General features: G+C 66.6%; 18 protein-coding genes. 8 read left to right on the top strand and 10 right to left on the bottom strand.

The features are described 5' to 3' along the window. The first annotated feature begins 58 nt into the window (after positions 1-58). Both RKE25_RS08160 and RKE25_RS08155 read left to right on the top strand, forming a co-directional pair. Complete coding sequence (locus tag RKE25_RS08160) at positions 59-742, top strand: TerC family protein (RefSeq protein ID WP_311841742.1); 684 nt, start codon at positions 59-61, stop codon at positions 740-742. A 57-nt stretch (positions 743-799) separates the two neighbouring features. Next, positions 800-1,408, top strand: a complete 609-nt coding sequence (locus RKE25_RS08155) for a glutathione S-transferase N-terminal domain-containing protein (RefSeq protein WP_311841741.1) — start codon at positions 800-802, stop codon at positions 1,406-1,408. A gap of 65 nt (positions 1,409-1,473) precedes the next feature. Here the strand turns inward: RKE25_RS08155 and RKE25_RS08150 are convergent, their stop codons facing one another. From RKE25_RS08150 to prpB, 8 genes are all read right to left on the bottom strand, one after another. Further along, positions 1,474-2,901 (bottom strand): acetate kinase, encoded by a 1,428-nt coding sequence (locus RKE25_RS08150; protein WP_311841740.1) that lies wholly within the window; start codon positions 2,899-2,901, stop codon positions 1,474-1,476. A gap of 37 nt (positions 2,902-2,938) precedes the next feature. Further along, complete coding sequence (locus RKE25_RS08145; protein WP_311841739.1) at positions 2,939-3,439, bottom strand: hypothetical protein; 501 nt, start codon at positions 3,437-3,439, stop codon at positions 2,939-2,941. Then, on the bottom strand, positions 3,436-4,122 hold the full coding sequence (locus RKE25_RS08140; RefSeq protein ID WP_311841738.1) for a C39 family peptidase: 687 nt from the start codon (positions 4,120-4,122) through the stop codon (positions 3,436-3,438). The genes RKE25_RS08145 and RKE25_RS08140 overlap by 4 nt, the downstream gene beginning before the upstream one ends. Further along, positions 4,119-4,448 (bottom strand): hypothetical protein, encoded by a 330-nt coding sequence (locus RKE25_RS08135; RefSeq protein WP_311841737.1) that lies wholly within the window; start codon positions 4,446-4,448, stop codon positions 4,119-4,121. The genes RKE25_RS08140 and RKE25_RS08135 overlap by 4 nt, the downstream gene beginning before the upstream one ends. A gap of 154 nt (positions 4,449-4,602) precedes the next feature. Beyond that, entirely contained in the window at positions 4,603-5,529 is a 927-nt protein-coding gene (locus tag RKE25_RS08130) for a hypothetical protein (RefSeq protein ID WP_311841736.1), read from the bottom strand. 419 nt (positions 5,530-5,948) lie between these two features. Next, positions 5,949-6,965, bottom strand: a complete 1,017-nt coding sequence (locus RKE25_RS08125) for a hypothetical protein (protein WP_311841735.1) — start codon at positions 6,963-6,965, stop codon at positions 5,949-5,951. Positions 6,966-7,360: 395 nt separating this feature from the next. After that, positions 7,361-8,506 carry a 2-methylcitrate synthase gene (gene prpC, locus RKE25_RS08120; RefSeq protein ID WP_311841734.1) on the bottom strand — a complete coding sequence of 382 codons (1,146 nt, stop codon included), beginning with the start codon at positions 8,504-8,506 and terminating at the stop codon, positions 7,361-7,363. Between the two features lie 93 nt (positions 8,507-8,599). Continuing rightward, positions 8,600-9,487, bottom strand: a complete 888-nt coding sequence (gene prpB / locus RKE25_RS08115; RefSeq protein ID WP_311841733.1) for a methylisocitrate lyase — start codon at positions 9,485-9,487, stop codon at positions 8,600-8,602. A 118-nt stretch (positions 9,488-9,605) separates the two neighbouring features. Here prpB and RKE25_RS08110 point away from each other — a divergent pair, with 118 nt between their 5' ends. The 4 genes from RKE25_RS08110 (at position 9,606) to RKE25_RS08095 (ending at position 14,854) form a co-directional block, all read left to right on the top strand. Beyond that, a complete protein-coding gene (locus tag RKE25_RS08110) occupies positions 9,606-10,922 on the top strand; it encodes a dicarboxylate/amino acid:cation symporter (protein WP_311841732.1) in 1,317 nt (438 codons plus the stop codon). A 176-nt stretch (positions 10,923-11,098) separates the two neighbouring features. After that, complete coding sequence (gene ahpC, locus RKE25_RS08105; RefSeq protein ID WP_311841731.1) at positions 11,099-11,662, top strand: alkyl hydroperoxide reductase subunit C; 564 nt, start codon at positions 11,099-11,101, stop codon at positions 11,660-11,662. A gap of 164 nt (positions 11,663-11,826) precedes the next feature. Further along, on the top strand, positions 11,827-13,410 hold the full coding sequence (gene ahpF, locus RKE25_RS08100) for an alkyl hydroperoxide reductase subunit F (protein ID WP_311841730.1): 1,584 nt from the start codon (positions 11,827-11,829) through the stop codon (positions 13,408-13,410). 379 nt (positions 13,411-13,789) lie between these two features. Continuing rightward, positions 13,790-14,854 (top strand): IS30 family transposase, encoded by a 1,065-nt coding sequence (locus RKE25_RS08095; protein WP_311839232.1) that lies wholly within the window; start codon positions 13,790-13,792, stop codon positions 14,852-14,854. 364 nt (positions 14,855-15,218) lie between these two features. On the opposite strand, the gene prpE is transcribed toward RKE25_RS08095, so the two are convergent. After that, positions 15,219-17,111 (bottom strand): propionate--CoA ligase, encoded by a 1,893-nt coding sequence (gene prpE / locus RKE25_RS08090; RefSeq protein ID WP_311841729.1) that lies wholly within the window; start codon positions 17,109-17,111, stop codon positions 15,219-15,221. 505 nt (positions 17,112-17,616) lie between these two features. Here prpE and RKE25_RS08085 point away from each other — a divergent pair. Beyond that, the gene (locus RKE25_RS08085) at positions 17,617-19,179 is read left to right on the top strand and encodes a collagen-like triple helix repeat-containing protein (RefSeq protein WP_311841728.1); all 1,563 of its coding nucleotides are present in this window, start codon (positions 17,617-17,619) and stop codon (positions 19,177-19,179) included. A 144-nt stretch (positions 19,180-19,323) separates the two neighbouring features. Next, positions 19,324-21,003: a POTRA domain-containing protein gene (locus tag RKE25_RS08080; RefSeq protein WP_311841727.1), complete on the top strand. Its 1,680-nt coding sequence runs from the start codon at positions 19,324-19,326 to the stop codon at positions 21,001-21,003. A gap of 27 nt (positions 21,004-21,030) precedes the next feature. On the opposite strand, the gene RKE25_RS08075 is transcribed toward RKE25_RS08080, so the two are convergent. Then, the gene (locus RKE25_RS08075) at positions 21,031-22,902 is read right to left on the bottom strand and encodes a beta-galactosidase (RefSeq protein WP_311841726.1); all 1,872 of its coding nucleotides are present in this window, start codon (positions 22,900-22,902) and stop codon (positions 21,031-21,033) included. Between the last annotated feature and the right edge of the window lie 306 nt (positions 22,903-23,208).

The following is a 23,208-nucleotide window of genomic DNA, read 5'->3' as shown; positions in this document are numbered from 1 at the left end:
CGGGGCTGCGTGCGCCCGTGGTTGCTGCATTCGTCCCGCGCGCAGGAACCGACACCGCATGGATTTCCTCACCCCGCAGTTCTTCTCCGGCCTGTTCGCCATCGTTCTGCTGGACCTGGTCCTGGCCGGCGACAACGCCATCGTCATCGCACTCGCCGCGCGCAACCTGCCCAAGCACTTGCAGAAGAAGGCCGTGTTCTGGGGCACCTTCGGCGCCGTCGCCGTGCGTGTAGCGCTTACCGCCGTGGTGGTCTATCTGCTCAAGCTGCCCGGGCTGATGCTGGCCGGCGGCCTGCTGCTGCTCCCGATCGCCTGGAAGCTGTTGCGCTCGGACGACGGCGACGGCCATGACATCAACCCCGCCAACAACTTCTGGGCCGCGTTGCGCACCATCATCGTGGCCGACGCGCTGATGGGCCTGGACAACGTACTCGCGATCGCCGGCGCGTCCGGTGGGCACATGGCCCTGGTCATCATCGGCCTGGCAATCAGCGTGCCGCTGGTGGTGTGGGGCTCGACGCTGATCCTCAAGCTGATCGAGCGCTTCCCCGTCATCGTCTACATCGGCGCCGGCGCCATCGCCTGGACGGCGGCGCGCATGATCGCGCACGATCATCTGCTCAAGCCCTGGTTCGACACGCACGGCTGGGCGAAGTACGTGCTGGACGTGGTGCTGGTGGCCGCCATCTGCGGCGGCGGCTGGTATGCGCAGCGTCAGCGGCGCTTGTCGCGGGCCGCTTGAGCACACGAGGGCGGCCGGTCACACTGCGCGCCGCCCCAGCCCCACCGAAGGAATGCCATGAAGCTGTACTACATCCCCGGCGCCTGTTCGCTGGCCGACCACATCGTGCTCGAGTGGATCGGTGCGCCGTACGAAGCCCACGCCGTCGCGCGCGACCTGTTGCGCTCGCCCGAGTACCTGGCCGTCAACCCCTCCGGCCAGGTTCCCACGCTGCAGGACGACGACGGTTGGCTGCTCACCGAAAACGTCGCGATCCTCTCCTACCTGGCCGACCGTTTCCCGGAAGCGAAGCTTGGTGGCGACGGCGCGCGCGGACGCGCCGAGGTGCTGCGCTGGCTGGCTTACCTCAACTCCGACGTGCACCAGGCGTTCAAGCCGCTGTTCAATCCGGCCCGCTTCGTGGCTGACGAGTCCGCCCACGCGGAACTGCAGGCGAATTCGCGCACGCGCCTGCGCGGCATGTTCGAACGCCTGGACGCGCGACTGGCCGATCGCGACTGGCTGGCCGGCACGCGCTCGATCGCCGACCCTTATCTCTTCGTGGTGCAACGCTGGGCCAAGGGTAAAGGCGTGGACCTGTCCGGCCTCGCTCACCTCGACCGCTTTGCGCAGCGCATGCGCGACGACGTGGGCGTACGTGCCGCCATGAAGGCAGAAGGTTTGTAAGTCCCAAGGCCGGCAACGCCGCCCCTTTCCAGAGCTCCAAGGGCCGGCATTGCCGGCCCTTGGCTTTAATACGTCATCGGCATGCGTACCGTCACGGTGGCGTCCGGGGTATCGCGCGTCACGCCGACGCCCAAAGTGAAGTTGAGCGTGCGCTTGTCGTTGAAGCGATACGATCCGCCGATGAGCAACGTACCCAACACGGTCTTGGCCGAGCCGGCCACCGTGCGGTTGTTCTGCTTGGTCACGCCGACCCAGCTCTGGTCGTAGCCGATGCTGAAGGACGCTTTCTCGTTGAGCGCCAGTCCCATGCCGACGCTCACGTCCGCCACGTCGCCCACCTTCACGTCGCCCAGCTCCTCCTTGCCGGCCAGCAGCAGCGTGCGGCTGACATGGTGGCGCGTGAAGTTGTGCAGATAGCTGACGTTGCCGAAGAACACCACCGGATCGGACGGATACAGCCAGGTCACGCCCGGTTGCACGGAATAGAAACCGCTGCCCGTCGGCAGCTGTAGCGGCAGGCCCGTGCCGGTCGCATTCTGCACGCAGCGCTGGACACAGTCCGTGGTCACTTCGAACGGGTCCCGGCCGGTGCGCGATTTGAAACGCAGCCAGGCCACGTAATAGGCCTTGTCGGCGCCGCCATCGTTGATCTGGTAGCGCGCGGTCGCCTCCACGTCGCCCAGGCCGTGGCCGCTGGCACCGAACACGCGGTCGGTCGCCGTGCCGGTGAAGATCTCGCGGCTGATCGTGTCCGTATGGCCGTACACATAAGGAACGCGCACCTCCGCTTCCAGCCGGTTGGTGATGCCGTAGCGCAACGCGATGGCGCCGGTCTGCGTGGTGGTCTTGACCTGGCGTACGTCGATCAGGCCGATCAGGATCGCGGGGATGATCGTGTAACCCACCAGCGCCACGCGTTCCGCCGACGAATAGCCGAACTGATACGAAGGCTCCACGATCAGTTTGCCGCGCGGCGTCAGCACGCCGGGCTGGTCGAAGATCGGCGCGACTTCAGGCGGGCGCGTATCGCGTTGCGGTGCCTGCCCGACGGGCTGGGTGTCCTCCGCCGCCGGCATGGCGGCCACGGCATCGGCCGCCGGCATCGGCTGCGCGGCAGCGAAGGCGCCGCCCGCGCGGATATTGCCCGCGCGTTGCCGGTCCAGCACGTCCATGCCCACGGCGTGCCGCAGCGACTGGTATTGCGCCTCCTGCGCGGCGAGCGTGCGCTTCATCGCCTCCAGCTCGGCCATCTGCGCGGCGATCTGGCTGCGCATCGCTTCCAGGCGCTCGCCCTGCGCTTTCACCTCGCGATGCAGCTCGTCCGCATCCCCAGCCGCTGCGGATTGGCCCGGTGCGGGCGGCGCTTGCTGTGCGAAGCCGGTGCCGGCGAGCAGGATCAGGCTCGCTGCCGCTCCGACGTGGCGCCAGCATCTCAGGCCACCCCTCGGGCGGCCGCGTTGTCGATCCTCGTGCGCCGGACGAACCCTGGTCATGGCACTCCCCCTTCTTGGTATTCCGCGCCCACTCAGCTCAGCGACCGAGCGGATTGGCGGCTTGCAGGCTCTGCTGCAGGTTCAGGCCGCGGAACGCGCTCAACGTGTTCACCGACACGTTGAGCGTGGTCTGCGCGGCAATGCGCTGGTTGTCGAGCGTGTTCTGCAGCACCGTGGCGGCCATCGACCGGCCAAGCGCGGCAGGATCGGCGCTGTTGCCCGGACCGTTCTGCACGACCGCCGCGCTGTTCATGGCAGATGAAAGCGCGCTCGCCTGCGCCGCGTTCACGCGGGCGATGTCCGGCACCTGGAGGTGCAGCGACGTCACCAGCGTCCCGTTGACGTACACCACGCGGTCGATGCCCAGCGAAGCGACCAGGCCGCCGCCCCAGTCGAAGCCGCCACGCGTCGCATCGAGGCGTGCATCGCTGACGGGTGTCCAGGCGATGTGTTCGGTTTCGCCGGCGCGAGCCGCACCCCACGAGGCGGAGAACAGCGCGATAAGGCAGAGCGCCATGCGGCGCGCAAGCTTGCTCATATATCCCCCGGCCCTCGCTTGGGCATGGTGATGCTGTCCAGGCCACGTCGATCGACCGCGGTCCCCAGTGGCGCCATCGGCGCCGCGCGCCAGTCGGACGGGCTGTTGAACACCGCCAGTGAACGGCGGTTATGGATGACGAACACCAGCCGGTTCTTCCACATCGCCTCGAAGCGCGCGCGCGGCAGCGACCGCGTGCCGAGCGCGGGATCGCCGATGAGCACGCGCCCTTCGTACAGCCCCTTCACCACCACGAAATGGTGATAGCCGCGCTCGTCGATCAGCACGATCGCCGGCAGGCGCTCTTGCTCCAGCTTGTCCAAGGGCACGTCGAAGCCGTCCGCGTCGAAGCCGTTGCCGGCCAGATAGCGTTTGATGTCCAGCAGCGAGAATCCTTCCTTGCCGATCTTCGCGCGGTCTCCGTGCGCATACATCTGCTCGAACGCAGCCTGCTCGTCGACGGGATAGCCGTACTGGTACGTCAGCAAGGTCGCCACCGCGGCCGAGCCGCAGCTGAAGTCGTACTTTTGCCGGATGGTGTTGCGGAAGCGCGCTTCCTTGAGGCTGGTCAGCCGCAGGCTGATGCCCTGCCCTTGCGCGCCCGGCACGGATACCGCCGCGGCCGGCGCCGCGCCGTGCCAGCACAGCGCGGACAGCCAGGCCAGCGGAAGCCACGCCCTCATGGCCGGAACTGCACGTTGATGATGGTGGCGTTCTGGATCAGCACATTGTTGCCGGTGTTCTGGATCACCATCGGCACGCCGGCCGCTCCCTGGAGGGAGCCCGCGCTGATCGCATTGCTGCCGGTGACGACATGGTCGGCATGGTTGTCGCTGACCGTGCCGTTGAGCGTGATCTTGGAGCTCACATCGGCGCCGCCGCTGAGCTTCGCCAGCACGCCGGCATCGGCGCGCGTGCCGAAACCTTCGACCTCGTCCGGCCGGGCCGACACCGCCGCCTGGTAGGCAGCGATCGGCGAGCTCGACGCGGTGGACAGATACGCAGGCATCGCCGGCGCCGAGCCGGCTGTGGCAAGCCCCCAACCGCCCAAGGACAGGCACGTCGCGGCCACGCCACACGCGACCCTGACATTCCGCATGGCACTTCTCCCGAGCGCGAGCGGAGCATGGCGAGGCGCTGCGCCCCGCCATGCCCGTCACGCGTCAATGGCCGACGTTGAGATTGGCCTGCACGTTCACGCTCTGCTGCGTGAGCGCGGCGACACCGCTGTTCTGCGCCATCACCGTCACGCCCGCTGCCGCGGCCGCGGCGCCGTCCATGTGATTGGACATATCGAACGCGCCCGCATCGGCCCAGGCCGCTCCGCCGGCCGCACCCGCGCCACCGGCGCCACCCACTGCCGCACCGCCGGTGCCTGCCGCGCCGGCGCCGCCCATGCCGCCGGCACCGCCGGTCGCGTCCGCGGCACCGCTCGCGCCGCCGGCTGCCGACGCGCTGCCGCTGGTCGAAGTCGAGCTGCCGCCCGTCGCCGTGCCGCCCGCCCAGGAGCCATTGCCGCCGGTGGCGGTACTGGTGCTGTTGCGGCGCGCACGCGCCGTGGCATCCGCATAGTTGTCGCCGTCGCTGCCGCCACCCCAGGCGCCGGCACCCGCGAGGGCGTTGCCGCTGGAAGCGGAGCTGTCGCCGACACGTCCGCTGCGCGCGCCCGCGCCGCCGCCGTCACCTGCGCCGCCACCGCGGCCGCCATAGCCGTAACCGCCGTACGCTTCGCCGCCGGCGCCGCCGCGACTGCCGTTGGCGTTGCCCCAGTTCTGGGCGACGTTGCCGATGCCGCTGACCTGGATATTGCTGACCGTGCCATCGAGCCGGCTGACTGCGACCGCCTTGCTCGCATTGAAGGAGTTGGTGACCGCGGAAGTGGCCGTACCGCTGTTGTTGGCGGACGCGGCACCCACCGCGGACGCATTGGCGTCACCCACGTTGTTGCGGTCGTTGCCCTGGCTGGCATTGGTCCGCGTATGCGTCGAGCTGTTGTTATGCGAATTGATGGAATTGTCGTCGTCTGCCATGGCGGGTAGCGTCAAGCCGATGCCAAGCAGCACAGCCGTGGCGATGAATGTCTTGCGCATGTCTCTCTCCTGCGGAACGTGGCCCCCTGGTTCGCCGGACTAAGCGGCCCCAAAGCATTGGCAACACGCATGCCACGTCGTGGCGCGCGTACGCCTCGCGCGAAACTTGTGCGAGAAGTCAGTCACTTGGGAGCACGAGCGCGGAATGCGCGCAAGCGCGCGCGGCGCTGGATCGCCACCCACTGCATCAGCCGCGTTACGCCCGTCGCGCACCTTCGCCCGCGGCAAGACGCCCGCAAGCCAGATGGGGCAAGACCGGGCGCGGCAAACCCATCAGTAACAGCGCCGATACACCGTGTGTCCTGCCAACGCCAACGACGCCTTCACGCATCGGAAGCGGACGGCCCATGCGCCACGAAGAAGGAATGCCGGGGCTGTGGGAGCACCCCTGCCACAGGCCGGGGTGCTCGATCGAACGATCAGTAGACCAGATTGGTGGTGCTCGCCGTGGCGGTGATGCCGTAGTTGCACTGCGGGCTGGTCGAGCCGACCGGGTAGTCCTTGGTCCAGGGCGGCGAAGCCACCTGCACCTGGTTCAGGTCATACACCTTGATGTTGGAGAAGGCGATCGACCCGTTGCTCGGATACTGACTGCAGCTGCTGACCCCGTAGGCTTCCAGCACGCCACCGAACACCCAGGTCAACGACGCGTAAGGATTGGTGGTCAACGTGGTGCTGGTGCCCTTGGTAACGTCCTTGGAAACGATCTTCCAGGTCGAACAGCTGACACCCGGCGAGCAATTGGAATACGTGTCGCCGGTGATGCTGTCGCCCACCGACACATTGATCGGCGAGCTGTGATACGTCGTGCCGCTCACGCAGCAATTCCAGCTGGCCATGGTCCAGGCATGGTCGTTGTAGCCGTTCCAGCCAAGCACGGGTTGCAGGATGGACTGCACGTTCGGCAGCTGCTCTAGGCCCGGGAAGAAGTAGATCACCTGGCTGCCGGAACTGGACGGATTGCTCGGCACCTTCCAGCTCGCGACGATGCGCCCGATCGGCGTGCCGCTGACGTAATTGGTGTCGATGACCCAGCCGTTGATGGTCGGCTTGGGCGCCGCCGGGAACGTCACCCGTCCGTTCGGCTCGATCCGCGTGCCGTCGAGGGCGAAATGCGACTGGCTGCAAAGCGCGGGCTTGCGCAGGGAGCCGTCGGCGCGGCGGATGCTGCCGTCCTGGTGGAGCTGTTCGTCCTCGCGCACGACCTGCACGCACGAAGGATCGAAGTAGCCATTGGGTGTCACCACGAAGTTGTCCGGCACGCCTTGCGGCCGCAGTGCCTTTTCCAGCGAGCCGACCGGCGTCAGTGCAGCGTCGGGCTTGAGCGCAGCTTCCTCGGCCGCCTGCGCGGCTCCGAGGGAGCCCAATAGAAACACGGCGGCGAACAACGATGCGCCGAACCAGCTCCGGCGCGTTCTTCCGATGAATCGATTCATGGGTCGCACACTCCTGATCACGGTGAGTTATCGCCATCCCTGACGGACCGAGCGCTGCCTCCGCAAGCGCGGCGTGCGCAACCCGAAGGCATGCCTCGCGTTTGGCCGTCCAAACTGGCCCGCCAAGTTGACACCGAACGCCGATCGCCTGCTGCGACTCGCGCGTACAACGGACGTGAACGGAACGGCGGGGCGCATTCACTCGCCGAAGACAACGAAAAATTCATCGCAAAAACATGCGATCGCTTGAGCAGCCAGGCGCTATTTGTCAGGAGGGACAGGCCACCCGGCCGGCCGGACATCGGTCACGAAATCGAGCAAAGAAAAGGCGGGCGAAATCAGCCAAAAAAAGGGAGCCCGCAGGCTCCCTTCCTTTACACGTTCCACGAAAGCGCTCAGCGCTTTTCGATCGGCACATAGGCCTGGTCTTCCGGGCCGGTGTAATTCGCGCTGGGGCGGATGATCTTGCCGTCCTGACGCTGCTCGATCACGTGCGCGCTCCAGCCGGAGGTGCGGGCGATCACGAACAGCGGCGTAAACATCGCGGTGGGCACGCCCATCATGTGATAGGCGCTTGCGGAGAACCAGTCGAGGTTCGGGAACATCTTCTTGAGCTCCCACATCAGCTTCTCGATGCGCTCGGACACGTCGAACAGCGTCGGGTTGCCGCCCTCGGTGCACAGCTTGCGCGAGACTTCCTTGATGATCTCGTTGCGCGGGTCGGACACCGTGTACACCGGATGGCCGAAACCGATGATGATCTCCTTGCGCTCGACGCGGGCGCGGATGTCCGCCTCCGCCTCGGCCGCGCTGCGGTAGCGCGCGATGATCTCCATCGCCACTTCGTTGGCGCCGCCGTGCTTGGGTCCGCGCAGCGCGCCGATCGCGCCGGTGATGGCCGAATACATGTCCGAACCGGTGCCGGCGACCACGCGCGCGGTGAACGTCGACGCGTTGAACTCATGTTCGGCGTACAGGATCAGCGACTTGTCCAGCGCATGGGCATGCAGCTCGCTGGGCTTCTTGCCGTGCAGCAGGTGCAGGAAGTGCGCGGCGATCGACTCGTCGTCGGTCTCGGTCTCGATGCGCTTGCCGTTATGGCTGAAGTGGTACCAGTACAGCAGCATGGAGCCGAAGCTCGCCATCAGGCGGTCGGCGATGTCGCGCGCGCCGGTGACGTTATGGTCGTCCTTCTCCGGCAGCACGGTGCCCAGCACGGAGCAGCCGGTACGCAGCACGTCCATCGGGTGGGTGGCGGCCGGCAGCAGCTCCAGTGCGCCCTTCACCGGCGCGGGCAGGCCGCGCAGGCGCTTGAGCTTGGCACGGTAGGCATTGAGTTCGGCCCAGTTGGGCAGCACGCCGTGCACGAGCAGGTAGGCGACTTCCTCGAAGCAGCCCTTGGCCGCCAGGTCGTGGATGTCGTAGCCGCGGTAGTGCAGATCGTTGCCGCTGCGGCCGACGGTGCACAGCGCGGTGTTGCCCGCGGCCACGCCGGACAAGGCGACGGATTTCTTGGCCTTGGGGAGGACTTGCTCGCTCATCGATGGTTCTCCTGCACGTGTCACTGGGTCGGAGCGGCACGCCGCTCGTCACTGGGTTGGAGCGGCATGCCGCTCCGTGGGGATAACGGCCGCTCAGCCCTTCTTGGCGAAGAGCTCGTCCAGGCGGCGCTCGAAGTCGTGGTAGCCGATACGGTCGTACAGCTCCTCGCGCGTCTGCATCGTGTCGACCACGTTGCGCTGGTGGCCGTCGCGGCGGATCGCCTGGTAGACGTTCTCGGCGGCCTTGTTCATGGCGCGGAATGCGGACAGCGGATACAGCACGATGCCCACACCGGCGGTACGCAGCTCCTCCACGCTGAACAGCGGGGTCTTGCCGAACTCGGTGATGTTGGCCAGCACCGGCACCTTCACCGCGTCGACGAAGCGGCGGTAAGTCGGCAGGTCATAGGCGGCTTCCGCGAAGATGCCGTCGGCACCGGCCTCCACACAGGCGATGGCGCGCTCGATCGCTGCGTCCACGCCTTCGGCCTGGATGGCGTCGGTGCGCGCGATCAGGAAGAAATCCGGGTCGGTCTTGGCATCCGCCGCTGCCTTCACGCGGTCGGCCATCTCGCCCTGCGAGACGATTTCCTTGCCCGGACGGTGGCCGCAGCGCTTGGCGCCGACCTGGTCTTCGATGTGGCATGCCGCCGCGCCGAACTTGATCAGGCTCTTCACGGTGCGCGCGATGTTGAACGCGCTGGGGCCGAAGCCGGTGTCGATGTCCACCATCAGCGGCAGGTCGCACACGTCGGTGATGCGGCGCACGTCGGTGAGCACGTCGTCGAGGGTATTGATGCCCAGGTCCGGCAGGCCCAGCGAACCCGCCGCAACGCCGCCGCCGGAAAGATAGATGGCGCGATAGCCGGCGCGCTTGGCCAGCAAGGCATGGTTGGCGTTGATGGCTCCGATGACCTGCAGGGGCTGCTCTTCGGCGAGGGCGGCGCGGAAACGCGCGCCGGGGGATGCGATCTGGGTCATGGAGCCTCCGCGTAAAGCGGCGATTTTAGCGCGCGGAGGCGCTTCGGCCCGTGCTGCGGAGCAGCAAACGCAAATTCTTGCGTAGCCCGGACGAGTTCGCTCGCGTACAGTCCGGCGGATGAGCACACCGACCCGACTCGCCACGCGCATTCTCTGGGGCCTGCTGATCGGCGTGATTGCCGCCATCGTCACGCTGGGCATCGGCCGGTTCCATCCGGGCACGCTCAGGGCCATGCAGGCCGTGTCGACCGCGGTCTTCGATCCGCTGGGTCAGATCTTCCTGCGCACCTTGTTTTTCGTGGTGATCCCGCTCGTCTTCGCCTCGCTCGCTTCGGGCGTGGCGCAGCTCGGGCGGCTCGATCGCCTTGGCCCGCTGGCCGGGCGCACCTTCCTGCTTTTCGCCGCCAACATGCTGGTCGCGGTAGGCATCGGCCTGCTGATGATGAACCTGCTGCAGCCGGGCCATCACCTCGAGCCGGGCTCGCGCGAGCGGCTCATGCAGGAATACGGCGGCCGCGCGCACCAGGCGGTAGAGCGCCAGCACGAGCAGCCGGGCATGAGCTTCGCCACCCTGGTGGACATGTTCATGCCGCGCAACCTGTTCGCCGCCTTCGTCGGCAACGACCGCGGCATGCTCGGCGACGTGCTGCCGCTGATCCTGTTCGCGATCCTGGTCGGCGCGGCGGCCACCCTGCTGGACGAGGAGAAGCGCCTGAAGGTGCAGGCCGGGCTGGACCTGGTCAGCGAGCTGATGACCGGCATCGTCGGTTTCGCGCTCCGGCTCGCGCCCATCGCCGTACCGGCAATGATCTACAGCGTCATCGTGAAGATCGGCACCGACGTGTTGCTCACCCTCGCGGTCTTCGTCGTCGGCTGCGCCGTGGCGCTCGCCTTGCACCTGTTCGGCACGATGTCGCTATGGCTGCGCCTGCTCGCGCGGCGTTCGCCGCTGGCGTATTTCCGCCAGATCCGGCCCTTGCTGATCACGGCCTTCTCCACCAGTTCCAGCAGCGCCTCTCTGCCCGCCTCGCTGGCCACGGCGCGCGACGACCTGGCGCTGGCGCCCAGCACCGCGGGTTTCGTGCTGCCGCTGGGCGCCACCATGAACATGAGCGGCACCGCCCTGTTCGAGGGCTGCGTGGTGCTGTTCGTGGCCCAGGCCTTCGGCGTGGACCTGAGCCTGGGCCAGCAGTGCATGCTGATGTTCCTCTCGGTGCTGAGCGCGGTGGCGGTCGCGGGCATACCCGGCGGCTCCATGCCGCTGATCGCCGGCTTGCTTGCCACCTTCGGCGTGCCACCCGACGGCATCGGCCTGGTGCTGGGCGTGGACCGCATCCTGGACATGCTGCGCACCACGGTGAATGTGGGCAGCGACATCGTGACCGCCACGGTGGTGGACGCGCAGGTGAAAGCGGCCGCCCGCACGGGCGGCTGACGGGCTGATCGATGGCTCGCGTTTTTGTCACGATAGAGAGCGCAAGCTTGACGCTTCGCGCCGGAATGGCACTCGATAGCCACGACCAATCGATACCATCCCAACAATCAATTAGCTATATGCCCCTCGCGGGGCTATCTTTCCGTTTCCAACAACCACAACACGGGAAAACAACGATGTCGTTGATCAATACCCAAATCAAACCGTTCAAGGCCCAGGCTTACAAGGACGGCCAGTTCGTCGAGGTGACGGACGCCAGCCTGAAGGGCAAGTGGTCCGTGGTGGTGTTCTACCCGGCCGACTTCACCTTCGTCTGCCCGACCGAGCTCGAAGACCTGGCCGACCACTACGCCGAGTTCCAGAAGCTGGGCGTGGAAATCTACGGCGTGTCCACCGACACCCATTTCGCGCACAAGGCGTGGCACGACACCTCCGATGCGATCAAGAAGGTCAAGTACACCCTGATCGGCGATCCGACCGGCACCCTGACCCGCAACTTCGACGTGATGATCGAAGAAGAAGGCCTGGCGCTGCGCGGCACCTTCGTGATCAATCCGGAAGGCCAGATCAAGCTGTGCGAGATCCATGACAACGGCATCGGCCGCGACGCTTCCGAGCTGCTGCGCAAGGTGAAGGCCGCGCAGTACGTCGCCTCCCACCCGGGCGAAGTGTGCCCGGCCAAGTGGAAGGAAGGCGAGAAGACCCTGAAGCCCTCGCTCGACCTGGTTGGCAAGATCTAAGCCACCGCTTTCCCGTGACCTGCGGCCCGCCCTTTCGGGCCGCCTGGGACCCGGCGCCCGCCGGGTCCCCTTCTCGGATGACCAAGCTGCCCGCGACGCCTGGCTTTTTCGCCAGGTGCTCGCGGCGCTCACCCCGAATAAGCCATAACGAAGGAGTACCCACCATGTTGGATGCCGATCTGAAGACCCAATTGAAGGCCTACCTCGAGAAGGTCACGCACCCGATCGAGCTGGTGGCCTCCCTCGACGACAGCGCCAAGTCCCAGGAGCTGTCGGAACTGCTTGAAGACATCGCTTCGCTGTCCGACCAGGTCAGCGTAAGCCGCACCGGCACCGACCCGCGCAAGCCCTCCTTCGCGATCAACCGCGCAGGTACTGACGTAGGCGTGCGCTTCGCCGGCATTCCGCTGGGCCACGAGTTCACCTCGCTGGTGCTGGCCCTGCTGCAGGTGGGCGGCCACCCGTCCAAGGCCGCGCCGGAACTGCTGGAGCAGGTGCGCAATCTCGAAGGCGAGTTCCGCTTCGAGACCTTCATGTCGCTCTCCTGCCACAGCTGCCCGGACACCGTGCAGGCGCTGAACCTGATGAGCGTGGTCAACCCCAACATCAAGCATGTCGCCATCGACGGCGCGCTGTTCCAGGACGAAGTGAACGAGCGCCAGGTGATGGCCGTGCCCACCGTGTTCCTCAACGGCGAGCCCTTCGACCAGGGCCGCATGGACATCGAGCAGATCGTCGCACGCCTCGACACCGGCGCTGCCAAGCGCGACGCCGAGAAGATCAAGGCCAAGAAGCCCTTCGACGTCCTGGTGGTCGGCGGCGGCCCCGCCGGCGCCGCGGCGGCGATCTATGCCGCGCGCAAGGGCATCCGCACCGGCGTGGCGGCCGAGCGCTTCGGCGGCCAGGTGCTGGACACCATGGCGATCGAGAACTTCATCTCCATCGCGTATACCGAAGGCCCGAAGCTCGCCGCTTCGCTGGAACAGCACGTGCGCGAGTACGACGTAGACGTGATGAACATGCAGCGCGCCGAGAAGCTGGTCGCTCCAGCCGATCCGAACGGCCTGTTCGAAGTGCAACTCGCCAATGGCGCCACGCTCAAGTCCAAGACGGTGATCCTCTCCACCGGCGCGCGCTGGCGCAACATGAACGTGCCCGGCGAGCAGGAGTACCGCAACAAGGGCGTGACCTACTGCCCGCACTGCGACGGCCCGCTGTTCAAGGGCAAGCGCGTGGCGGTGATCGGCGGTGGCAACTCCGGCGTGGAGGCGGCCATCGACCTGGCCGGCATCGTGGGCCACGTCACCCTTCTGGAGTTCGACGGCAAGCTGCGTGCCGACGAAGTCCTGCAGCGCAAGCTGCGCAGCCTGCACAACGTCACCATCATCGTGAACGCACAGACCACCGAAGTGCAGGGCGACGGCAAGAAGGTCACCGGCCTGTCCTACACCGACCGCAGCAGCGGCCAGAGCCGCCAGGTGGAGCTGGAAGGCGTGTTCGTGCAGATCGGCCTGCTGCCCAATACCGACTGGCTGAAGGGCACGCTGAAGCTTTCTCCGCGTGGCGAGATCGAAGTGGATGCGCGTGGCGAGACATCGATCCCCGGCGTGTTCGCGGCGGGCGATGCAACGACGGTGCCGTACAAGCAGATCGTGATCGCCATGGGCGAAGGCGCAAAGGCTTCGCTCAGCGCGTTCGATCATTTGATCCGCATGCCGGTGGTGGAAGCGGAAGCCGCTGCGGCCTGATCGCTCACTCTCGCCTGCTCGGTGGGTTCCCGTTTTTTGCCAACAGGCGGGGGCTCGTCGGGTGGGCGTTTTTTTTGTTTTTTTGGGAGTTGAGTGGCGGGAGTAGTTGTCTCGCCTTATGGAGGAAAGCGTTTCCGTTTCCCGCTGGATGGGACGCTTGCTTCTGGCCTCGCCCTGCCATCCTCGCCGTTCCGGCGCGGGCCGGAACCTAGTAGCGACACGGCTCGGTTGTCGCGACGTGATCGCCAGTCGTGTCTCGTCCCTCCGGTGCGAGGGTTTCGCTCTCCTGCCGGAGAGCGAGTTACTTCTTCTTGCTTGCCCAAGAAGAAGTAAGGCGGTCTCTAACATCAAGTGCACCACCCCCACGACACGGTGATGCATGGGACAGCATTACAGCCATCTGAGCGCCGAAGAACGGGGCGCGATCATGGTGGGCAAGGCACGCGGCGAGAGCGCTCGGCAGCTGGCACGGCTGCTAGGCCGTTCGGCTAGCACGATTTCCCGGGAATTGGCGCGTAATGGGCACCGCGAACCGGCGGAGCGTCCGCGCATGGGTCGTCCGACACTTGGCTATGACGCCCGCCGTGCCGGTGCGCGGGCTCGACGGCTCGCGCGCAAGGCACGCCGACGGCGCAAGCTACATCGTGATGGGGCCTTGTGGCCCCTGGTGCGCCAGCTGTTAGCGCGCCGCTGGTCACCGCAAGAAGTGAGCCGCACACTGCGCCGGCAGCATCCTGACGAGCCGGCCAAACACGTGTCCCATGAGACGATCTACACCGCGATTTATGCCATGCCGCGTGGCGAACTGCGGCGTGAGCTGGTGGCCTTGCTGCGCCAACACAAGTGCGCACGCCGTCCGCGTGGCCAAGGGGCGAACCGGCGCGGCCGCATGCAGGATCTGCCGAGTATTCATGACCGCCCGCCGGAGGCCAACGAGCGCCTGTTACCAGACCATTGGGAAGGCGACTTCCTCAAGGGGGCGCGTAACCGATCGTCGGTGGGGGTGCTGGTGGATCGACGCACTTTGTTCCTGAAGCTGGTCAAGATGAAGGGGTGTTCGGCCCAGGAGGCGCTGGAGGGCTTCAGTCGCGCCTTCCAGGGCGTGCCGCCGGAGCTTCGCCAGACACTGACCTATGACCAGGGCAAGGAAATGGCGCTGTACAAGACCTTGTCCGAACGTACCGGCTTGAGCATTTATTTCGCCGATCCGCGCAGCCCCTGGCAGCGGGGCATCTGCGAAAACACCAACGGCCTGCTGCGGCAGTACCTCCCTAAAGGCACCGATCTGTCCGTGCATAGCCAGCGAGCGCTGGATGCCATCGCTCAGGAGATGAACCTTCGGCCCCGAGCCACCTTGGGCTACCACTGTCCGGCGGAGATGTTCATGCGTGCCATGGGGCACGATGACCTCGCTCAGGCCATCGATGATGCACTTCTAGATTGACACCGCCTAACCAAGAAGAAGGGCCCCCTGCGCGGCGCCCTCCGGTGGCCTACGCCACCTCCGGGTGCGTTGAGGGCTGGCCGGGCTTTTCGATCGGGCATCCATGCCCGAATCGAAAAGGCGGGGACGTCCTGTCCCCGCCCGCCTGCGGCGGCCTGATCGTCCAGCCCTCACCGCCGCGAAGGGAACCCGGCAGATCAAGAGCGTGACGGAGCGTCGCTTCGCTCGCTCTTGTTTGATTTTCGCCTCGGTATTCACTTCTCCTTCTCCCCTCCGGGCGGCCCGAAGGTAGTCCCCGTGGGAGAGAAGGCGGGATGAGGGGCCCTACGGAGCGAAACCTCACAAGCCCACCGACGCCCCAACCTCACCCCTGATCCGGCCCCCTCTCCAACGCCCGCCGTATCTCCTCCAGCGCCCCCGGATCGTCCAGCGTCGACAGATCCCCCGGGTCCCGCTGTTCGGCCAGCGCTTGCAACGAGCGTCGCAGTAGCTTGCCCGAGCGCGTCTTGGGCAAGGCGTTCACCACGTATACGCGCGACGGCTTGGCGATGCCGCCGAGCTGATCGACGACCCGATCCTGCATCGCCTTCGCCACCTGGCCCGCCTGCGTACCAGCGTCCTGCTTGAGCGTGGCGAACACCACCGGCACCTGCCCTTTCAACTCATCGTGCACGCCGATCACCGCTGCTTCCGCCACGGCCGGATGCGTCGCGACGGATTCCTCGATCTCGCGTGTGCCCAGCCGATGCCCGGCCACGTTGATCACATCGTCGGTGCGGCCGAGGATCGTGGTGTAGCCGTCCTCATCACGGATGGCCCAGTCCAGCGAGCTGTACAGCAGCTCCTTGAAGTGCGCGAAGTAGCTGTTGATGTAACGCTCGTCGTTGCCCCATACCGTACTGAGGCAGCCGGGCGGCAGCGGCGGCTCGAACACCAGCACGCCCTTCTCACCGGCCGCGGCTTCGCGGCCGGTGGCCTCGTTGATGACCTTCATCTTGTAACCGGGTGCCGGCAGGCCCGGCGAGCCGAACTTCACCTTCTTCAGATCCAGGCCGGGCATCAGCGTGATCGCCGGCCAACCGGTCTCGGTCTGCCAATAGTTGTCGATCACCGGCACGCCGAGGCCTTCGGTGATCCAGTGCGCCGTGGGTTCGTCCAACGGTTCGCCCGCAAGGAACAGCCACTTCAGCGAAGACAGGTCGTATTTCTTCAGCCACTCCGGATCCTGCTTCTTCAACACGCGGATGCCCGTGGGCGAGGAGAACATCGTGTGCACCTGGTAGCGCTCGCACAGATACCACCAGATGCCGGGATCCGGCCGCGTCGGCAAGCCTTCGTACAACAGCGAGGTGGCGCCGCCGATCAGCGGCCCGTACACGTTGTACGAATGCCCCACCGCCCAGCCCACGTCGGAGGTGGAGAACATCACCTGTCCCGGCGCGATATCGAAGATGCAGCGGATGGACATCGCCATTGCCACCGCATAGCCTCCGACGTCGCGCTGGATACCTTTCGGCTTGCCGGTAGTGCCGGAGGTATAGAGCAGATAACTGGGCTCATTCGACTCCATCCACGCCACGGGCACCTCGGCGCCCTCGTGGTTATTGCGCAATTGCGCATAGTCGACGTCCCGGCCCGCCACGCGCGTCATCTGCGGGTCCAGGCCCCGGTCGACGATCAGCACGTGCGGCGGCGGCGCCGTCGACTGCTCCAGCGCCGCGTCGACCAACGGCTTGTACGGAATCACCTTGCCGCCACGCATGCCCGCATCCGCAGCAATGAGCAACTTCGGTTTGGCATCGTCGATGCGCAATGCGAGGTTGTGCGCGGCGAATCCGCCGAATACCACCGAGTGGATCGCGCCCAGCCGCGCGCAGGCCAACATCGCGAACACTGCTTCGGCGATGTTGGGCAGGTAGATCACCACGCGGTCGCCGCGTTCCACGCCGAGGGACACAAGCACAGCGGCGAACACGTTCACTTCGCGGTAAAGCTGCCGATAGCTCAGCTCGCGCGTGATGCCCGTCTCGGTGGAAACCGCCACCAGTGCGAGCTGATCGCCGCGCGCGGCCAGATGCCGGTCCACCGCGTTGTGGCAGAGATTGGTGGTGCCGCCGACGAACCAGCGGCGGAACGGCGGACGGTCGCAGTCGAGGATGCGCGCCGGCGGGGTTTCCCAATCGATCAGCCGCGCCTGCTCGGCCCAGAACGCTTCCGGCTCGTCGATCGAACGCCGGTAGAACGTTTCGTAGTCCATGTCCGCACCCATCGCCACCTCATGGGTGGAAAGACTCGCCCATGGGCGGCGCCGGATTGCACTAGACCTTGGTCGTACCGGACCGAGCCGGCTTATCGATTTATACCGAACGGCATAAACGGCGAAATGATTACAGATGAAACGATGCAGGCCTTGATGCGTGAAGAAACTCCAAGCAGAGAAAATGCCAATTTCACCCTCTTCACCAATGCCTTTTCAAAGCCGAGAAATAAATCATGTGAATATCAAAAATAATCCCGAATTAACACGCATTCTTCACATTTCATCACTGAGTATCGGCCTCGCCCAGCAATGCGCGTTTAGGTGCTCAGGGTGGGCATGGGGAACGACGCGCACATGCCACTGGGACAGGGGAGTGGCTGATCGGTAACGACACACGTGTCACCTAAAACCTGCCTGACTCCAGGAAGGAGCCGGGCAACGCGCGTGTCTCGCCGGCGGCCCATTACCAGTCGCTCGGATGCGTTTCTTGGAGGAAATAGCGATGAGTATCAGACATGTGAGCACCGTCCTGAAACAGACCCTTCTGGCCACCTGCATGCTCGCCGCGGGCATTTCGCTCTCAGCCTGCTCGGGGCACAGTTCCTATAAATCCGGCGGCGGCGGCGGCATCGTGAATCCCGGCGGCGCCGGCGGCGGCGACAACGGCGGTGGCGGTAGCGGTGGCGGCGATAACGGCGGCGGTGGTTCCGGCGGCGGCAATAACGGCGGCGGCACTGGCGGCGATGGTGGCGGCACTGGCGGCGGTGGCACTGGCGGTGGTGGCACCGGCGGTGGCGGTGGCGGAGACAACGGTGGCGGCGGTGGCGGGGACAACGGCGGTGGCGGTAGCGGTGGTGGCGGCACGCCCGCGCCTACCGGTGTCGTCGGGGCTGTCGCGACTGGCACCGGTGGCATCGTCACCAGCATCGGCAACACGGTTACCGACATCGGCAACCAGATCCCGAACACCACCATCCTCGGCAACACGCCCGTGACCCAGGGCCTGTCCGGAGTGGTCACCAACACCGGCGAGGCCGTAGCCGACCTCGGTACCGGTCTGAGCAGCGGCCTGGGCCAGATCGGCAACACGAGCGATCCGCTCAACACCACCGTCAAGAGTGTCGGCACCGCGACGGGCGACCTGGGCCAGGCGGTTTCCAGCCTGGGCGACACCGTGGTCGCCGTCGGCGCTTTTCAGGGATCGCCGATCACGCCCATCACCTCGCTGGTCGGCACCACCGTCTCGAAAGTGGGCGACGGCGTGAGCGACCTGGGCGGCAACCTCTACACCCAGCTCGGCACCGGCCTGCCCAAGCAGCTGACGCAGACGCTCAGCAACACGGTCACCCCACTCGCCCTGCTCGGCCAGAACGGCAGCGCGAGCGGCAATCCGACCAACCTGGTCGCGGCCGTGTCGCAGGCAACCGGCGGCGCCACCTCCGGTCTCGGCGGCGGCATCAGCGGCATCGGCGCCCAACTGAGCAGTTCGTCGCTGCCCGGCGGCCTGAGCAGTCCCACCACGGTGGCGCTGGGCAATACCGTCAGCAGCGTCGGCGGCACGGTCAGCACGCTCGGCGCCGGCATCACCGGCGGCCTCGGCAAGGCGGGCAGCATCAGCAATCCCGTGGGCGTGACACTGGCCAGTACCGGCGGCGTGCTCTCGGGTGTCGGCGCGACGACCGGCGGCGTAAGCGGCGTGGTCGCCAGCCTCGGCACCGGACAGCTCTCCGGTCTCAGCCCCGTGACGGGCACCCTGGCCTCGGCGGTGGGCAATGTAGGCGGCGCGGTCACCGGCGTCGGCGGCGCGGTGACCAACACGGTCAACGGCCCGCTGCAGCCGGTCACGCAGGCGCTGAGCAACGTGGTGAACACGGTGGCGACGGTCACCACCACGCCAATCGGCACCAGCAGCACGACCACCGGCGGCCTCGGCGGCCTGGTCGGCGGCGTGGTCGGGTCACTGACCACCACCGTGGGCGGCGCCACCTCCGGCACGGGCACCACGTCCGGTGGCAGCTCGACCGGCAGCGGAGGCCTGCTGGGCGGATTGCTGACCAAGAAGTAAGCCGTGTGACGAAGAGGCGGCCGCAGGGCCGCCTCTTCGCATGAGCCCTGCATGGCATGTCCCCCGAGACGACGGGACGGCTGAGCGCGTCCGCCGCCCGGGTGTGCCAGCACGCGACAAGCGACAAAGAAAGGAGCGTCATCCATGAGGAAATGGTTGGTGTTCGCCACCGCCGCCGTGACATCGACCACGGGTTGGGCACAAAGCCGCGCCCCGGTCGCCAATCCCTTGCAGACCCTGCCCCGCGTGGAGACGCCCGCGGCGCCGCCCAGCGTCACTTTCAACGTGGAGAAACAGCGCAACGATCAGTTGGCGGCGCTGATGGCTCTCACGCTCACGCCGACTCGCATCGACATCGGCGGCGTCCACTCCGTGCCGTTCGACCAGGTAGCCGCGCTGTTCAAGCCGCTCACCGGCAAGACCGTGCGCATCGCCGACCTCGTCGCCGCCGCAGATGCCTGCACCAAGCTTTACCAGGATCATGATTACGCGCTGTCGTTCTGCTTCGTACCCGCGCAAGATTTCAAGGACGGTGTCGTCCAGGTGAGCGTCGTCGAAGGCTACGTCGCCGAAGTAAACGTCGCCGGCTCACCCGGCAACATGGAGCGGAAGATCCGCGCGATCGCCAGCCACATCACCGCGGACCGACCGCTGCGCCGCAGTACCTTCGAGCGCTACATCCAGACGCTCGGCATGCTGCCCGGCGCCAAGATCAAGGCGGACATTCCCGCGCCCACCACCACCGACGGCGCCACGCGCCTGAAGCTGGACGTCACGCGCCAGCGCTACGACGCGAGCGCGGGCATCGACGTGAACCACCCGGGCGTGCAGGGCCTGCTCACCGGCACGCTCAACGGCATGACGCCGCTGGCCGAGCAGCTCACCGCCTCCGCGCTGTATCCGGCCGGCCGCACGGAGCAGCACTTCTACAGCGCCGGTTATGCGCAGATGCTCGGCTCGGGCGGCCTGATGGGACGCATCGGCGCGTCGCATTTCTATGGCGACCCGGATATCAGCCGCCAGCTGCCGTCCTACCTGCGCCAGCGCCTCACCCAGGACCGGCTCGACCTGAGCCTGAGCTATCCGCTGCTGCTGAGCAGCCGCCGCAGCCTGGTGCTCGGCGGGGGCGTCTACGGTTCGCACCAGAGCGACCATTACCTCGTCCGGACCAATGGCGCGCAACTCGCGCTGAAGACCGATACGCGCGTGCTGCATGCGGAACTGGACTTCACCCAGGTGACCGAGAAACGCACGCGCAAGCTCGGCTTCGGCGTGGCGCAGGGCCTGGATGCCATGGGCGCCAGCAACCGCGCCACCACCAATGTCCCCGGCGCGCTCGCGGTCAATCCCATCGACCTGCGCTTTACCCGCTACAGCCTCAACGCCATGCAGAGCGACAGCTGGCCGGCGCACCTGGTGACCGTCGCCAACGTGCTCGGCCAGTACAGCCACTATCACTTGCCGTCCAATGAGCAGATCAGTTTCGGCGGCCCGCGCTTCGGCCTCGGCTACGACCCGGGCGCGGTCTCGGGCGACAGCGGATGGGGCGCGTCGCTCGAACTCAACCGGCCGTTCAAGGTGGATGCCAAATGGCTCAAGCTGCTCACACCGTATGCGATGGGCCAGATGGCCCGCGTATACCTCAACGGCGCGCGGCCGCTCACCGACACCTTGCAGACCGCGGCGCTCGGACTGCGCTTGACCGACGGCAAGCACTACACAGTGGACATATCGGCGGCACAGCCGGTGGGCGACCGCACGCAGGACAACCTGGCGCGGCACACCCGCTACGACCTGACATTCTCCTACCAACTGTTCCCTTGAAGCGCGACACGGGCACGGGTCCGCAGGTCACCCGTGCAAGCGCTCGTGTCCTTCGATGGCACCGCCTTCGGTTCGATGCAGATCGAACACCAGCACTTCGTTCTCGCCCGCCCTCAGCCACGAGGCCGGGCAGAACAGCCGCTGCTGCGGGCCGATGCGCCAATAGCGTCCGAGCAGATGGCCGTTCACCCAGACATAGCCCTTGTCCCAGCCGCTCATGTCCAGATACGTGTCGGCTGTCTTGTCCAGCGTCACGCTTCCCTTGAAGAACACCGCCGGCCGCTCCGGCGCACGGGACAGCGGACGCAGGCTGGCAAGAAAGGTTTCATCGAGCGGAAAGCCATGCACCGACCAGTAGCGCTGCGGCTCGCCGTCCAGGCGGATCTCGCCCACGATGCCCTTGCGGTCCGCCATCGCCTGGCCGTAGCCCACGTGGCCGAAGCTGTCGACCAGGATCTCGATCGCGTCGCCATCCTGCGCCTGCGGTTCCGGCACGGCGATCTGCTTCGCGTCGCTCACGCCCGGCTTCTGCACGCGCGACAGATAACCCAGATAGCGGCCGGCGCCGAACACCGTGGCATAGTCGCGCACACCCTCGATGGATAAGACACCGCCGCGCTTCGACATCGTGCGGTACAGCACCAGCCCGTGGTCCTGCCCGAGCAGCAGCTCGTTCGCCTTGGGCCCGTCCTCGAGTGTCTTCGGGTCCGGCGTCAGGTTGTCCCACAGCGAGGCATGCGGCTTGAGCTCGAACTTCGCCACGCGCATCGCCGGCGGCGCCGCCGGCACCTCGGGCAATGCCCGCGACAAGTAATCGCCGATGATCTGGCGGAACTGCCGGTAGTCCGCGGTTGCCTCACCGCGCTCGTCAATCGGCGCACCGTAGTCGTAGCTGGTGATGGCCGGCTCGAAATTGCCGTAGTCCGCATCGGCGTTGGCACCCGCACCGAAGCCGAAGTTGGTGCCGCCGTGCACCACGTACAGATTGAACGAGCGCCGCTCGCGCATCAGCTTCTTCAGCGTCGCCGCATAATCGCCACGCTGGAAGGTCTTGTCGCCCCAGTGCGTGAGCCAGCCGGGATAGCCCTCGCCCACCCACACCGGCATCTCGCCGGCGATGGCCTGCGCCGCGGCGAAATCGGTATCGCCGTCCAGGCCCAGCGCGGCGCCGGGCAGGTAGGTCTTCTGCTTCTGGATCGTGCCCAGGCCATCGGAGATCGAGAACGGTCCCTCGATGCCGCGCTCGCGCCACATCGCCTGGATTTTTTCCAGGTAGGCCAGGTCGCCGCCGAACGAGGCGTACTCGTTCTCCACCTGCACCATCAGGATCGGTCCGCCCTTCGCGGCCATCAGCGGCGCGATGCGCGGCGCGATGGCATCCATGTAGCGGGCGACCGCCTTCATGTAGCGCGGATCGTCCTTGTCGCGCACGCGGATATCCGGTTCGCGCAACAGGTACGGCGGCAGCCCGCCGAAATCCCATTCCGCACAGACGTACGGACCGGGCCGCAGGTACACCCACATGCCCTCCTGCCGGCACAGCTGGATGAAACGCACGAAGTCGCGGTTGCCGCCGTGGAAATCGAACTCGCCCGGTTCCTTCTCCAGCGCGTTCCACATCAGGTAGATGGCTACCGTGTTCAGGCCCATTGCCTTCGCCATGCGAATACGCTGCGTCCAGTACTCGGCCGGTATCCGGATGGGATGCATCTCGCCGCTGCGGATCTGGAACTCGCGTCCGTCGAGCAGGAAGGCCCGCTTGCCGAACGCGAACCGGTGCGGACGCCCATCCGGCACGGGCTCCGCACCCGGCGCCGGCAGGGTCACGGCCTCCAGGCGCGAGCTCAGCGCGCCCAGCGGTACGAGCGCGCTCAGGCGCAGGAATTCTCTTCGCTGCATGGGTCTCCTCAGCAGATTGAAGTGGCAAGGTCGCCTGCGCTTTCCCTGGCGACCGGGCCCGGCGAATACCGCGGGTTGACCGGCGCGCGCCGCTCCCTGGCCGGCCATCGCCGATGTTAGCCCCTACCTGCCCATCGCAGTCGGCTGCCACCGTGGCGGGCACTCGCAAGCCAGTGTAGGCGCGGGTAACCTGCGACCTCCTTGATCGGGGAGTCAGGGCGATGAACGGAACGGGGGGCGGATCGTCCGGCCAGCCGGGAGGCTCCGGAGGCGGAGGGCGGAAGAAGGGCAGCTCGAAACAGCTGA

The organism is Dyella sp. BiH032 (assembly GCF_031954525.1).
GTDB lineage: Bacteria > Pseudomonadota > Gammaproteobacteria > Xanthomonadales > Rhodanobacteraceae > Dyella_D.
The sequence above is the reverse complement of the archived record's forward strand: the minus strand, read 5'-3'. Positions and strand labels throughout refer to the sequence as shown.